Annotated in this window: 12 protein-coding genes; 9 read left to right on the top strand and 3 right to left on the bottom strand. The window is 51.1% G+C overall.

Translation table 11 applies throughout. The features are described from left to right. Nucleotides 1-51 precede the first annotated feature (51 nt). Nucleotides 52-483, top strand: coding sequence for a MarR family winged helix-turn-helix transcriptional regulator (locus PGRAT_RS29200; protein ID WP_025704186.1), 432 nt, complete (start codon nt 52-54; stop codon nt 481-483). A gap of 180 nt (nt 484-663) precedes the next feature. Here PGRAT_RS29200 and PGRAT_RS29195 read toward each other — a convergent pair whose 3' ends face one another. Then, entirely contained in the window at nt 664-2550 is a 1887-nt protein-coding gene (locus PGRAT_RS29195) for an LTA synthase family protein (RefSeq protein ID WP_042267596.1), read from the bottom strand. Between the two features lie 254 nt (nt 2551-2804). Between PGRAT_RS29195 and PGRAT_RS29190 the strand changes: the two genes are divergently transcribed. Further along, complete coding sequence (locus PGRAT_RS29190; protein ID WP_025704184.1) at nt 2805-5114, top strand: helicase C-terminal domain-containing protein; 2310 nt, start codon at nt 2805-2807, stop codon at nt 5112-5114. A gap of 53 nt (nt 5115-5167) precedes the next feature. Further along, complete coding sequence (locus PGRAT_RS29185) at nt 5168-6136, top strand: Gfo/Idh/MocA family protein (protein WP_025704183.1); 969 nt, start codon at nt 5168-5170, stop codon at nt 6134-6136. Nucleotides 6137-6222: 86 nt separating this feature from the next. Here the strand turns inward: PGRAT_RS29185 and PGRAT_RS29180 are convergent, their stop codons facing one another. Beyond that, nucleotides 6223-6903, bottom strand: coding sequence for a CidB/LrgB family autolysis modulator (locus PGRAT_RS29180; RefSeq protein WP_025704182.1), 681 nt, complete (start codon nt 6901-6903; stop codon nt 6223-6225). After that, on the bottom strand, nt 6903-7274 hold the full coding sequence (locus PGRAT_RS29175) for a CidA/LrgA family protein (protein WP_025704181.1): 372 nt from the start codon (nt 7272-7274) through the stop codon (nt 6903-6905). The genes PGRAT_RS29180 and PGRAT_RS29175 overlap by 1 nt, the downstream gene beginning before the upstream one ends. A 195-nt stretch (nt 7275-7469) precedes the next feature. Between PGRAT_RS29175 and cidR the strand changes: the two genes are divergently transcribed. From cidR to PGRAT_RS29145, 6 genes are all read left to right on the top strand, one after another. After that, nucleotides 7470-8393, top strand: a complete 924-nt coding sequence (cidR, locus tag PGRAT_RS29170; protein WP_025704180.1) for a cidABC operon transcriptional activator CidR — start codon at nt 7470-7472, stop codon at nt 8391-8393. A 110-nt stretch (nt 8394-8503) separates the two neighbouring features. Next, entirely contained in the window at nt 8504-8788 is a 285-nt protein-coding gene (locus tag PGRAT_RS29165) for an aspartyl-phosphate phosphatase Spo0E family protein (RefSeq protein WP_238326755.1), read from the top strand. Nucleotides 8789-8922: 134 nt separating this feature from the next. Next, nucleotides 8923-10323, top strand: coding sequence for a hypothetical protein (locus tag PGRAT_RS29160; protein WP_025704178.1), 1401 nt, complete (start codon nt 8923-8925; stop codon nt 10321-10323). A gap of 424 nt (nt 10324-10747) precedes the next feature. Beyond that, a complete protein-coding gene (locus PGRAT_RS29155) occupies nt 10748-11134 on the top strand; it encodes a MarR family winged helix-turn-helix transcriptional regulator (RefSeq protein ID WP_081758627.1) in 387 nt (128 codons plus the stop codon). Beyond that, a complete protein-coding gene (locus PGRAT_RS29150) occupies nt 11127-12887 on the top strand; it encodes an ABC transporter ATP-binding protein (protein ID WP_025704176.1) in 1761 nt (586 codons plus the stop codon). Before PGRAT_RS29155 ends, PGRAT_RS29150 begins: the two co-directional genes overlap by 8 nt. Next, nucleotides 12884-14797: an ABC transporter ATP-binding protein gene (locus tag PGRAT_RS29145; RefSeq protein WP_042267588.1), complete on the top strand. Its 1914-nt coding sequence runs from the start codon at nt 12884-12886 to the stop codon at nt 14795-14797. Before PGRAT_RS29150 ends, PGRAT_RS29145 begins: the two co-directional genes overlap by 4 nt. The last annotated feature ends 215 nt before the right edge of the window (nt 14798-15012 follow it).

Raw genomic sequence — 15012 nt, 5'->3', positions numbered from 1 at the left:
CCGTGATAATGTTACGCTTGAATCAGGACAAACGGACTGGAGCTGAAAGAAATGTCGCAACAAATCGATCCGCTGGTAGAACGTTTAGGATTATCCATGTGGAAGGTACAGCGCAAAATTGCCTCACAAATGTCCCTGCACCAGGAAATCGGGCTTACCGTGCCGCAATTTGGCCTGCTTCGCATGATCGCGCAGGAGCAGAATCCGCGGGTGATCCAGCTCGCGGACAAAATGGAGGTCAAATCCAGTGCGGTAACAGTGATGCTGGACCGTCTGGAACTGCTGGGACTAAGCGCGCGCGAGCAGGATGAACACGACCGCAGAGCCGTCATTGTGACCCTTACCGACAAGGGAAAGAAGCTGCTTGAAGAAGGGAAATACCGCTTCCTGCTTCTGCTTAGCGAATATTTGGCCATACTGCAGCCGGAAGAGCTGCAAAATTTCGCCGATTATTATCAGATGCTGGACCAGCAGGAACGTTAACGTTCAATATAGGTAATCGCACAAAGCCGCGCTCCGGTATCCGGAAGCGCGGCTTTGTTAAAAATATAAGAATTTATATGCTTCACGCAATAAATTATCCTTCTATTTCTCGCTGAAACGGGTACTGTCTTAATAAGGACGGCGTAGCCGTTTCTACTTGTTGTCAGCTATGAGGGCTAGTTATTCTGTATCTTTTACTTTATCAGGAAGCTGCGTTACGTAGCTGTCCGAGAGCTGGCGCAAACGCAGCGCACGGTTGTATTCATCCTCGGTTCCGGCAGGCGCCTTGCCTCCTGAAGCCAGAGTGAACTGTGTGTTATCCTCGAAGCTGTTGCCGGGAATCAGCAGACCGGAGCTGGCAATAAAGGACCCGGTAGGGAGATAATAACGCTGCGGCAGCAGGTTGTAGGACTGGCTTGTCAGATCCTGGCCGAAGTGAATGTTGTTGTCCATCGAAACGCCCAGCAGGCTGGCTGCCGTTGGCATAATATCCACTTCACCGCCGACATGATCAAGGATTTGTGTCCCGATCTTGCCTTCCTCATGAATGATCAGCGGGATATTAAGCATATCTGCATATTCATATTCATGACCGTAGATTTCCTTCATCAATTCCTTGTCGTCATGGTCCAGGGAATAAATCGGCAGTCCCATATGGTCCCCATAGACCATGATCAGGCTGTTGTCCCATACCCCGTCTGCCTTGAGCTCATCCACGAACTGACCAAAGGCAAAGTCGGCATAATTCTGGGACCGGATATAATCCCCGACAAAAGTGCCCTCATACCGCTCCGGCAGCTTCATCTTGTATTTCTCCTCAGGAATAGTGAACGGATGATGGGCTGACATCGAAATGACCTGGGCGTAGAAAGGCTTACTGTCCGCATCCATTTCCTTCAGCTTATCTGCGGTCTTGCGGTAGAGTGCCTCGTCGGAAGGCCCGAAGAAAAAGGTATCCTCGTCCCCGAAGAATTTATGGTCGTAATAATGCTCCCAGCCGAGAGAGCTGTACAGCTCCCCGCGGTTCCAGAACTCCACATCATTAGTATGGAAGGTGGCTGTCTGGTAGCCGTTTTCCTGCAAAAGACGCGGCAGGCTGGGCAGCTCCTTGTCGACATACGCCATGGTAGCCGCACCCTGCGGCGGAATGTAGAAGGAAGAGTTGACCACGAACTCGGCATCTGATGTGTTACCCTGGCCAACCATTTGATAAAAATTAGGGAGATACAGACTGTTTTCCATCAAGCGGTTCAGATTGGGCGTAATTTCGTGGCCGTCTACCTTAAGTCCAAGCAGGAAGCTTTGGAATGATTCCAATTGAATAATAACCAGATTCTTGCCCTTGGCTGCCCCCTGAAGCGGTGAAACCGCAGCAGGATCGATTCCCTTGAGCTTGTTGATGGCATCCTGAGTGATTTCGCTGGCATTCACAAGCTCAGGTTTGTCTTTGGCAAAAATCGTGTACGCCTCATAATTCAGGATGCCCATCTCCTGCGCCTTCTTGATTTCATTCATACTGGCCTTGTTGGGCAGGATATTGAATAAGCAAAGGGCCAGCGAGACTGCGAACAAAAGACTGTGCGAGAGTTTTCCGCTGCGGTGATTAATGTTATCCTTTTTGTAGGCACGGCCCTTCTTATTGAAAAAGAAATAGATGCCGAGGACGATAATGTCGGCAAATATCAGCAGATAATACGGGTCCATCAGGGAGAATACACTGTTGCGGACAGCGGTGACCTGATTCACCTGCTCTGCCGCATGGTAAGTGACGATAACCCCATAATATTTAAAGTACATAATGGCGGCAAAAAAGATTGCGGTGACGAGCAGATTGACCGTCATGTAATAGCCAAGCTTCCGTTTGGAAGCGAAGCGTTCGATAAGGGCGAACAAGGCCCAGACAAAAGGGATTTCCGTTAATAGTGTTTTCCAGGAGAGGAGATCTCCAAAAATCACGCCCCAGGCCAGAAAACTCTTCAGGACAAAAAGAATGGAGAAAAATACGAATGGCTTAATCAGCCATCGTTTTACGTTTAAGGATGACACAGCTTCGCCTTCTTTCTGCATAATGAAACACCAATTCCCGGCTAGTAGGAAGCAGCGCAAGACACAAGAATCCATTATCAATAGTCCTTATTATGCAGCGCAGGGGGAGGAATGTCAAAAATCAGAAATGCCGTATACCTACCTGGTAAAGCGCAATTTGAAACGCCGACTTGTGAAGCCGGGAATATCAACTCTTAATGAGGTTAAACCGGGGAAAAAGGACGGAAATGGCCTCTTCAGGCAAAAAAGGTGCGGGCAATGGAAGGAGGACGGACATGGACCATGCAGAGATATTTCTTTCGGTAAGAACGCTGGTGGAGTATGCCTTCAGCAGCGGCAGTCTGGAGCCGGGGTTCCGCAGCGGCGCGGCGATGGCGGAAGGCACGCGTATCCATCAGCATATCCAGAAGCAATATAAAGAAGGGGACCGCAAAGAGGTCTACCTCAAGACAGAAATTCCTTATGAGGGACTTCTTTTTATTATCGATGGACGCTGCGACGGTTTGTTGGCCGGAGAGGACGGCAGGCTCATTGTAGAGGAGATCAAATCCATAGCCGGACCTTTGGACTCCACGCTGGAAGGCAAAGAGGTTCATTGGGCGCAAGGGCTTATGTATGCTTATATGATAGCGGTTGGCCAGGAGCTTTCTTCTATTGAAGTTAAGCTTACCTATGTGATGAGGGGCAGTGAAGAGCAGCGCAGCCTGTACAGGACTGTTGCCCGGGAAGAACTGGAGGCCTTTGCCGCCGAAACGGTAGCCCGGTATGCGCCTTATGCCAAGCTGAGGGTACGTCATGAAGCGCGGAGGGGGGAAAGTATCCGGAGTCTGGCTTTTCCGTTCCAGGACTACCGGCAGGGCCAGAGGCATTTCGCCGCCGCCGTGTACAAGACGGTGGCTGAAGGTGTTAATCTGTTCGCCCAGGCACCTACAGGCATCGGTAAAACGATGTCGACTCTTTTTCCGGCGGTAAAAGCGCTGGGCGAGGAAATCGCGGCGGGAATCTTCTATTTAACCGCGAAGACGGTTAACCGGTTTGCGGCGCAGGAGGCGGTCATGCTGCTGATCGGCGGCGGCCTACAGCTGCATGCCATTACGCTGACGGCCAAGGAGAAAGCCTGCTTCCGTGAGGAAGGGCTTTGCAGCAAGGAGGCCTGTCCGTTTGCCGAGGGCTACTATGACCGGGTCAATGCTGCTGTGCTGGACATGCTGGAGCATGAAACAATGATGACGCAGGAGGTCATCGCCGTCTATGCCCAAAGGCATGAGGTGTGTCCATTTGAATTCTCGCTGGACGCCGCCTATGCCTGCGACCTGGTCATTTGTGATTACAATTATATCTATGACCCCCGGATCAGTCTGAAACGGCTCCCGGAGGAACGCAAGAAAAAGACGGTGCTGCTGGTGGATGAGGCCCATAACCTGGTGGACCGGGGCAGGGAAATGTTCTCTGCCTCGTTGACCAAGGCGCCGTTCCTGAACCTTCAGCGGCAGTACAAGACAGTTAATCCTGCGTTAAGCGCAGCGGCCAAAGCGGTGAATGCCTTTTTTATTGCCCTGCGCAAAAGCTGCAATGACAACGGGGAGGGACAATGGGCTGAATATCCCGGGGAATTGCCGCAGCTGCTGGAGGCGTTTGCCGCTGAGGCAGAAATGGAGCTGGCAAGCCCATCCTCCGCCATCATTGCTCTGGCAGAGGACGGGGAAGGCAGCCTGCTGGATACTTATTATGCGGTCCAGGGTATGCTTCGCACCTTCAAAACCTATGATGAACGGTATGTCACCTACGCCGAGGTAAGGCGCGGCGATGTGTTCCTGAAGCTGTTCAATCTGGACCCCTCGCATCTGCTGCAGCAGATGGCCAAAGGCTTCCGCAGCCAGATTCTCTTCTCGGCGACACTTTCACCGATGTCCTATTACCGGGACATGATTGGTGCAGCGGAAGAGGATTACAGCCTACATGTAGCATCTCCGTTCCACAAGGAGCAATGGGAAGTGTCCGTAGTTCCGGTATCCACCCGTTATCATGACCGCGCCGATTCCCTGATCCCGCTAAGCGATGCGCTGCGCGGGATGGTTGCAAGGAAGGGGAACTATCTTGTGTTTTTTCCATCCTATGCTTATTTACAGAGCGTATTCGAGGTATTCACGGACAAGTATCCTGAGATCACGACCCTGGTGCAGGGAAGCGGAATGAGTGAGCAGGCCCGGGAGGCGTTCCTCGCTTCCTTCCGTCCCGATAATCCGCAGACGCTGCTTGGCTTCGCGGTGCTTGGCGGGATTTTCTCAGAGGGTGTCGATTTGCCCGGAGACCGCCTGAACGGCGTAATGATTGTAGGCGTAGGCCTGCCGCAGGTCGGACTGGAACGCAATCTGCTGCGCGGATATTTTGGGTCCCAAGGCAAGAACGGCTTTGATTATGCCTATGTCTATCCGGGCATGTGCAAAGTGCAGCAGGCGGGTGGAAGACTGATCCGCAGTGAGAGTGACAGCGGCATTATCGTGCTGGCGGATGACCGTTTTCTGCAGCAGCCTTATGCGGACCTGCTCCCTGAGGAGTGGCGGGCCTACCTTATCCGGACCTAAGCGGGTATAATCTTTGAAAAGGCATACATTCGAGAATTTCAGGAGGTAAGAGGATGACACTTAATATAGGAATTGTAGGAACAGGCTGGTTCTCCAAGGTGCATGCCGATTTGCTGTCGGGAATGGAGGATGTGAAGCTCCAGGCGGTCTGCGGCAGCAGCAGGCAGAAGGGTGAAGACATGGCTAGTGCCTACGGCGCTGAAGGGTATGGGGAAATCACAGAGATGCTGGATGCCCACAAGCTGGATGCCGTGTATATTTGTGTGCCTCCGCAGTCGCATGGAGCGATTGAGCGGGCGCTGATCCGCAGGGAGATCCCTTTTTTCGTGGAGAAGCCGCTGGGTTCGAGCACGGAGATTCCGGCCAGCCTGCTGCAGGATATCAAGGAGCATGGGCTGCTGACCTCGGTTGGCTACCACTTCCGGTATCAGGAGAACATCGCACGGCTGAAGCAATTACTCAGCGGCGACAAGGTAGGGATGATCGTGGGGCAATGGATGGGCGGCATGCCGGGCGCTGCCTGGTGGCGCGATCAGGAGCAGTCCGGCGGACAATTTACCGAGCAGACCACCCATATTGTCGATCTGCTGCGTTATCTGGGCGGCGAGGTGACAGAGGTTTATGGCATGTTCGGCAACCGGATTGTGCATGAGCTGCATGAAGGCGTAACGGTAGCCGATGTGGGCACGGTCTCGCTTAAGCTGGACAACGGCATTGTTGCAAATATCTCGAATACTTGTGTACTGCCGGGAGAGGTTGGACAAGTGGGCCTTAGCTTTTACAATGACAAAGGGCTGCTGGATTGGAATCCGGACCGGCTGATGGAGGTACGCAGCGGCGACAGCAAGGAATATGCCAATTCCGGCAATCCTTATGCAGCCGAAAGCGAGGCGTTTCTGCATGCAGTGCGGACCGGTGACCGCTCGCGTATTCTCAGCGACTACGAAGACGGCTATAAGACGCTGAAAGTAACCTGTGCTGCCTATGAATCCGCGAAAAGCGGATTGCCGGTGAAGCTGTAGGGACAACAAATCAGCAGATTTATATGCAAAAAAGAGACCAGACCGCTCTGCTGAGCGGTCTGGTCTCTGGCCCAAGCCGGGACGGCCTAGTGGAGGAAAACCGCGAGGAGGGCCGGCGCAAGTCCAATAGAGAGCAGGGCCGTCAGAATCATCGCGATACTGGAGATGGTGCCGGTCAGCGAACTCAGCTCGAAGGCTTTGGAGGTGCCCGTACCGTGCGCTGCGGTTCCCAGCGATACACCGCGCGCAATTTCGTTGTCAATGCGGAAGAGGCGCAGCACAGAAGGCCCCATCAGCGTACCGAGCACTCCGGTCAGAATTACGAATACTGCTGTAATGCTCGGAACGCCCCCAATGCTTTGCGAGATGCTCATGGCGATCGGTGTGGTGACCGAACGGGGTACCAGGCTGGTTGCCAGATCGCCGCTCAGATGCAGCCATTTGGCCAGCAGCATCGAGGAGAGCACAGCCATAACCGTCCCTGACAGCACGCCTGCCGCAATTTCGGCAGCATGCTTTTTCAGTACCTTGAAGTTTTTATGAAGAGGGATTGCAAAGGCAATGGTTGCCGGCTGAAGCAGATCTGTAAGCCATTTGCCTCCCGCATTGTAGGATTCATAGGGAATTCCTGTTAACAGCAAAAAGCTGATAATCAGCAGCGGTGTGATGATAAGCGGTGAAGCATACATTTTGCTGCTGGAAGCATAGATTCGCTTGGCCAGCAGATACACCGCGACAGTCAATACAAGCAGCAACAGTCCAATCATCATGATTCTCTACGCTCCTTTGCTTTTGATATAGCTCCCGTAAGCAGCCCTGAGCTGGCCATTACAGCGAAGGTACCGACAATCACTACTGCCAGCACTTGCAGGCCGTTTGATTCGAGCAGCTTGGAATATTTCATAACACCTATAGCTGAAGGGATAAAGAACAGCAGCAGTTCGGCGAGCAGCCAGGAAGCGCCAGCTTCTACCCAGTTCAGACGGATGACTCCGGATTCCAGCAGCAGGAACAAAAGGATCATGCCGATGATGCTTCCGGGAATAGGAATATGAAGGAATGGGGTCAATACATTAACGAGCATCGAGAACAGGGTGAGTCCAGCTACCTGCAGCAAGCCTAGACTTAGCTTTTTCATAAGGCTTCGTTCCTTTCATGAAATAGAAGAACATTTCTGTTAGCCCTCTATTTTTGACAAAACGGAAGCCGCCTCCATAAGAGGACGGGATGCCGTTTTTCTTGTTACTGAAAGTTTACATCCTTTTCTTTCATAGGTAAAATGAATAGATCGAATAAGTGACATTCCATTTATCTATACATGGAGGCGAGAAAATTGGATATCCGGCAGCTGCAGTATTTCGTCCAGGTGGCCAGGCTGAACAGCTTTTCCCGAGCGGCGGAATCGCTGTATATCTCCCAACCCACCATCAGCAAAATGATCCGTAATTTGGAGGTTGAGCTGGGGGCCGACCTCTTTTACCGTGAAGGAAAAAGCATCCGGCTGACAGATGCCGGAGAGATTCTGCTGACCAAAGCACAAAATATTGTGGAATCTTTCGTGAGCCTGTCTTCTGAGCTGGACAGCCTGCGCAATCTGAAGCAGGGGCATATCCGTATCGGGCTGCCGCCCATGGTGGGGGCAAGCTTCTTTCCGGCAGTCATCGGTGAATTTCACCGCCGCTACCCTGATGTGACCATCCGTCTGCACGAAGATGGAGCCAAAAAAGTGGAAGATGACGTGGAAACCGGACTGCTCGATATCGGAGCCATCGTCCTGCCGGTGAATACAGCGGTATTTCATTGCTTCACTTTTGTGGAAGAGAAGCTTGAGCTTCTGGTGCCGGCAGGCCACCGTTTGGCGGGCAGAGCTTCAGTGCCGCTGAGGGAACTGGCCGAAGAGGAGTTTGTGTTGTTCCGGGAGGATTTTGCGCTGCATGACCGGATTATTACGGAGTGTGTCAAGACGGGCTTTCAGCCAAGGGTCGTATATGAGAGCTCGCAGTGGGATTTAATCAGCCGGATGGTAGAGGCAGGAATGGGGATTGCCCTGCTCCCGGAGACTATCTGCCGGGACATTGACCGCACATTGATATCTGTGGTTCCGCTGACTGAGCCTGTAATCCCCTGGCAGCTGGGCATGATCTGGCGCAGAGACCGCTACTTGTCTTTTGCGGCACGTGAATGGATTCATTTTGCCATGGGGGTCCTGGGGGAGCGTTACCTCCCGCCTGGAGAGGCCGGACAGCCTGAATTGTGAAAGTTGGTTTGCATGAGGATCGACATTTTTTTCTTTTTTTTCAAAATATGTTTTTTGGCATCATGACTTATGATAAGGGGGAAGTTGATCAGGAGAGAAGGTGGGTAACCGTGAGCCTTTACCAGAATTCGTCCGCTGAACTTGGAAAAGAATATAGAGAAGATGAGCTGTACATAACTATAGAGAGTCTTAGATGTGAACTGTTGGAGGTTGCACAGGAGCGCAGTCTCAGCGACCACGCAGTTCTGGAGCTCAGTCAGCGGCTGGACGGTTACATCGTGCTTGCCCAGAACAAAATGATGGAAAGTCTGCGCAGCCGCAAGAACGCTGCAGCCGCTTACGGAAAGAAAACCAAGAGCCAGAGAATCCGCAATAATGCTGCGCTGCAGCAATAGCCTATCCTCGGACATAAACCTGTTACAAATAAAGGCCCCACCTTGTGGGGTCATTTTGTTGTACTTTCTATAGTCATCACCTATAATGTCAATTAATAGAAGGTTAATCTTGAAATTAACGGAGGAGGTGCCGGGTGGAGGCAAAGTTGACGACCATACGCTCAGAAATTGAGAAGCATCTGTCCCGCTCGGGCCATAATCTCGCTTCGTTTGCCAAGGTTTCCGGTCTGAACCGCGGCAGTCTCAGTGCGATTCTCCACGGGAATCCGCCTAAACCAATGTCTTTGGGACAACTGGATGCGGTCACCAGAGCCTTTGGGTTTCCAGAGGGATGGCTGTATCCGCTGTATGTGGATGAATGCTTCAGCGAGGAGCGGATCTCCCGCCGGAGGATTGAACCGTTTTTGATCCGCTGTGCCGAAATCGGTAAGCACCATTGCATAGAGGATGTCCTGAACCGGATCATGGAGTACCCGAAGCCGCTGGGAATCTTGTACTCTGTGGCGGAGAAGCTTTTTGCAAACGGAAAGATCCGGGAATCCCTGGTATTTTATAAAATCATTGTAGACAACGAAATGGACAGTTATTCCGAACGCATGGCGATTTGCCAATACCGTATCTTCAAGTCGCTGGAATCGCTGGTGGACAAAGAAGAGCAGCTGCGCGCAGTCATAACCTTTGAGCCCTACCGCGGCCGTCTTCCGGAGAATATGCAGCTGGATGGCCTGCTTAAGCTGGCTAATGTCTGCTTCACCCTGCAGAAGTGGAAGGATATGGGCAAGTACGCTGATGAGCTTAGGGCTTTGGCTAACGCCATCTACCGGCAAGAGCTGCGCAGAAAGAATAACCGCAGGGGTGAGGAATTGAACCTGTTCCGGCCGTTGGTCTTATATTATGCACAAGGCTATTTACTCAAAGCAACTGCACTCACCAAACTGGAAAGATATGAGGAGGCGAAAAAATACACTGCTGGATATGCCGATCTAAACTGGTTTGAAATTTTGGATGAAGAGGGACGGGAGGTTGTAAAAGACTTCAGCCTTTTTGCGGTAGCCAACGGTTTCACGCTTGAAATGCTGATAGGCAATAAAGCGGCACTTCCGGCGTATTCCGCTTTTTTGGCCAACAATCCCGGCGAAATCCTCCCAGGGCTGGTAGTTATTGTTGAGTCCGCCAACCGCTATGGTTTCTCTGTCGATAAGGTGCTGGCGCAGTTCTCCCGCGAAATGGTCCGCTTTGAACAATTTATGGACCCTATCAATATTGACCGGTTATATCGCCTGCGCTACCAGATTTCAATGTACCTTCTGGACCGGGGGCAGTATAATCAAGGAGTAGAGACTATTCTTCAGTCTCTGCAGTTGGCCATTCGGCTGAATGGTGCGGGAAGCATCATTGATTGTGTGACGCTATTTGAGACGTATAGGCATTTTGCAACCGAGCAGCAGCAGAAAAAATATGGGGAAACCCTACGGGAGCTGAGAAAAAATGAAGAAAACACTGTTAACGGCATTCAGCGTTCTGGCATTATTTAGCTTTATTCTGATCGGGCCGGGAGTACCTGCAGAGCATTCCGGATCAGCGGGTGGATCTTTTACGACCATGGAGCATGGAATAGGTTACTAAGATTCGATGCAGTCAGGACAAGCACCATTGCAAGCCACATCCAAAAACCCCGCTTACTGGCGGGGTTTTTGGTGTTTCCGGCGCGCTCAGACAGTGTTCTTCATTCCGTAATAATTGATAACGCATTCAAGAATTGACAAAGCATCTGGCCGGAAATATAATTAGGTATCCTAATTAATATAGTATTTAATTATTTGTATACCTAAATAAAAAAGAGGTGGAGGCATTGGGATAAATCATGAAAATCCAGTCGCGCACAAGCTTTTTGCCGCCCTCCGGCAGTTGCGTAAAACACACTGGCAGCATACGGTAGAGGGCCATAAGCCTAGTGAGATGACTTTATTAATAACTATCGCAAGACGTTCACGTGAGGGAGACGAAGGGTTGAAGGTTTCCGAAATCAGCCGTTTCATGGGACTCACTCCTCCAACCGTTACACAGCTTATTAACAGTCTTGAAGCCAAGCAAATGGTGGAAAGACTGCCGGATGTAAACGACCGGAGGGTCGTGCGTATCAAGCTGACGGAGCAGGGGGAAATTATTACCCGTAGGGCAAAAGAGCATATGAATGCAACGCTTAACAGATTGGTGGATTATCTGGGCGAAGACGAGAGCAACCAGCTGGCAGAGCTGCTGCTGAAGGTGCAAAGATTTGTCGAAGATAATCCACCGCCTAATTTGGACCGGTTACAAATGAACGGAGATGAGAAACATGATTAAATTAATGAAACAATTGAAGCCTTTTAAGCTGGCTATCGCAGCTGTACTGATCCTCGTATTCTTGCAGTCCATGGGCGATCTCTATCTTCCTACCCTGATGAGCGACATTGTCGACAAAGGGATTGTCCAGGGGGACCGCAGTTATATTTGGAGAATCGGCGGATTCATGCTGCTGGTTGCCGCCGGAGGAGCCGTATGCTCAATTATAGCCAGTTACCTGTCAGCAAAAGTTGCCGCCGGCTTCGGTAAGAATACCCGGTCACGGATGTTCAATCATGTAGAGAATTTCACCTTGCATGAATTCGATAAGCTGGGAACAGCATCGCTGATTACACGTACCACCAATGATATTACACAAGTACAAACCGTACTTACTATGATGTTGCGTATGATGATCGGTGCGCCGATGATGATGATCGGCGGTATTATTATGGCTATATCGGAGGATGCCAAGCTTTCCCTGATCTTTGTTGTGGTGATTCCGCTGCTGGTTGGCGCGATTCTCTTCATTGGGATGAAAGGTCTCCCGCTGTTCAAAGCGATTCAGGTCAAGCTGGATAAATTGAACCGCGTGCTGCGCGAGCATCTGACAGGTATTCGCGTCATCCGTTCCTTCAACCGGATCAGCCATGAGAATGAACGGTTTACCGAAGCCAACAAAGACCTCACGGATACTGCCATCAAGGTCAACAAGATTATGGCCGGTCTAATGCCGCTGATGATGCTTGTTATGAACTTTTCGATGATTGCCATTCTGTATTTCGGCGGCATCCGGATCGGCGATGGCGATTTGCAGGTCGGCTCGCTGATGGCTTTTATTCAATATGCGATGCAGATTATGTTCTCCCTGATTATGGTGTCCATGATGTTTGTATTGATTCCCCGGGCCTCCGCCTCCGCGCTGCGGATTAATGAGGTGCTGGACATGCAGCCTGAAATTACAGATCCAACCGCCGGACAGCTCCAGTCTACAGCTACAGCGACCCATAAGGACGGCCGCAGCAGCATGCACGGGTTTGTCGAGTTCGATAACGTGTCCTTCTCTTATCCCGGTGCGGAGCAGCCTGCATTGACAGGAATCAGCTTCAGTGCCAAGCCCGGTGAGATCACAGCGATTATCGGCGGTACAGGTTCAGGCAAATCCACTCTGCTCAGCATGATTCCACGATTCTACGATGTCAGCGAAGGTGCAGTGCGTGTAGATGGAGTCGATGTGCGGGAGATGACGCAGGAAGAGCTGCGGAACAAGATTGGCTATATTCCGCAAAAAGCTGTGCTGTTCACAGGTACAATCAATGAGAATATCCGCTACGGCAAAGAAGAGGCCACAGAGGAAGAAATCATCCATGCGGCTAAGATCGCCCAGGCTTACGATTTCGTCTCCGCCATGAAGGACGGCTTCAATTCAGAAATTTCCCAGGGCGGGGGCAACGTCTCCGGCGGCCAGAAGCAGCGTCTTTCGATCGCCCGTGCGCTGGTAAGAAAACCAGAGATATATTTATTTGACGACAGCTTCTCTGCCCTAGACTTCAAGACCGACGCCAAACTGCGGGCCGCACTTAAGGGAGAAACGACAGAATCAACTGTAGTCATTGTAGCCCAGCGGGTTAGCACCGTCATGGATGCCGACCGGATTATTGTGCTTGATGAAGGACAGATTGCCGGGATGGGTACACACCGAGAGTTGATGGACAACAGTGAAGTGTACCGCGAGATCGTATCCTCGCAGCTGTCAGAGGAGGAAATAGCATGAGTGAACAGAATAATGCAAGCAAATCGGCTCCCCGCCGGCAAGGCGGGTTTGGAGGCGGACGCGGTCCGGGCGGGCCCGGTGGTCCGGGCATGGGCCTGCCCCCTGAGAAGGCCAAGGATTTTAAAGGCACGCTGCGCCGTCTGATCCGCTATCTGCGGCCGCGCCAGATGCAGCTTATTATTGTTTTTATTATGGCAATAGCCAGTACCGTATTCAGTATCTTCAGCCCTAAGATTATGGGTAAAGCAACTACCAAATTGTTTGAGGGCGCTTTTGGCATGATGAAGGGTGTGCCTGGCGCTGCGATTGATTTTGGCTATATTAATGATATTTTGATTATTCTGGGCGCTCTGTACCTGCTTAGCTCATTGTTCAGTTATGTGCAGCAGTATGTAATGTCCGGTGTGGCGCAAAAGGTTGTTTTTGATATGCGTGAGCAGGTCAACAGCAAGCTGGAGCGGCTGCCGCTGAAATATTTCGACTCCCGGACACACGGAGAAATCCTCAGCCGTGCCACCAATGATGTGGACAATATCAGCACTACGCTGCAGCAGAGTTTGACACAGCTCATCACTTCTATCGTGACCATTATCGGTGTGATTATCATGATGCTGACCATTAGCCCGTGGCTTACTCTGATCACGATTATTACACTTCCGCTGAGCTTTGTGGTCATTATGGGAATCACCAAACGTTCCCAGACTTACTTCATCGGGCAGCAGAAATCTTTGGGCCAGTTGAACGGGCATGTTGAAGAAATGTACACCGGTCACCGCATTGTCAAAGCTTTTGGCCGCGAAAAGCACTCGCTGGGCGAGTTTAATAAAATCAATGACTCGCTTTACGATTCAGGCTGGCGGGCGCAGTTCATTTCCGGTATTATCATGCCGCTGATGATGTTCATCGGGAACCTGGGTTATGTGCTGGTGTGTGTGGTTGGCGGTATTTTTGTCACCAAAAAGATTATTGATGTCGGGGACATTCAGGCATTTATCCAATATTCGCGCCAGTTCACCATGCCAATTACGCAAACAGCCAATATTGCTAACATTATTCAATCGACGATTGCTTCGGCAGAACGTGTATTTGAGCTCTTGGATGAAGAGGAGGAAGTTCCTGAAGTCAGTACGTCCCTGGCCAAACGCCCAGTGGATGCAGAAGAAGGCTCGGTTGAATTCCGTCATGTGAAATTCGGCTACAAGGAAGATGCTATTCTGATTGAAGACATGAACATTGAGGTCAGCCCCGGACAGACCATTGCCATTGTAGGGCCAACGGGTGCCGGCAAAACGACGCTGATCAACCTGCTGATGCGCTTCTATGAAATTAGCGGCGGCGAGATTATCATCGACGGTGTCAACATTACCGATATGAAGCGCAGTGAGCTGCGCAGCAAATTCGGTATGGTGCTCCAGGATACCTGGCTGTTCAACGGAACCATCCGTGACAACATCGCCTATGGCCGTGAGGGTGCTACAGAAGCCGATGTGGTGCGGGCCGCCAAAGCTGCGCATGCCGATCACTTTATCCGCACACTTCCGCTTGGCTATAACACTATTCTGAACGAGGAAGCCTCCAATATTTCGCAAGGGCAGAAGCAGCTGCTGACTATTGCCCGGGCAATTCTGGCGGACCCTTCCATCCTGATTCTCGATGAAGCGACAAGCAGCGTCGATACACGGACTGAAGTGCAAATTCAGAAGGCGATGAACACGCTGATGAAAGGCAGAACAAGCTTTGTCATCGCCCACCGTCTATCCACCATCCGTGACGCCGATTTGATTCTCGTTATGAACAAGGGCAGCGTCATCGAAAAAGGAACCCACGAGGAGCTGTTGGCAGCTGGCGGATTCTATGCGGATCTGTACAACAGCCAGTTCTCCGATGAGGGTCTGCCGGACGTAGGTTAAAGAATGCAATGAATAGTTATGTTATGCGGCATACCGCCGCTTGAAAAGCCCCTTGTTCACAGCACATGCTGTGGACGGGGGCTTTTTTTCATGAGCCGATTTATGTCTGAGCGCTATAAGCAGAATGCGATTTTGCCGCATTATACAGGTTATTCTATTTTCATAAAGTGCAATCATAATCATAACTCCTTTATTGCACACTCAGCCCTACAGAT

The organism is Paenibacillus graminis (assembly GCF_000758705.1).
Lineage (GTDB): Bacteria > Bacillota > Bacilli > Paenibacillales > Paenibacillaceae > Paenibacillus_AQ > Paenibacillus_AQ graminis.
This window is presented reverse-complemented; position numbering and strand designations above follow the sequence as displayed.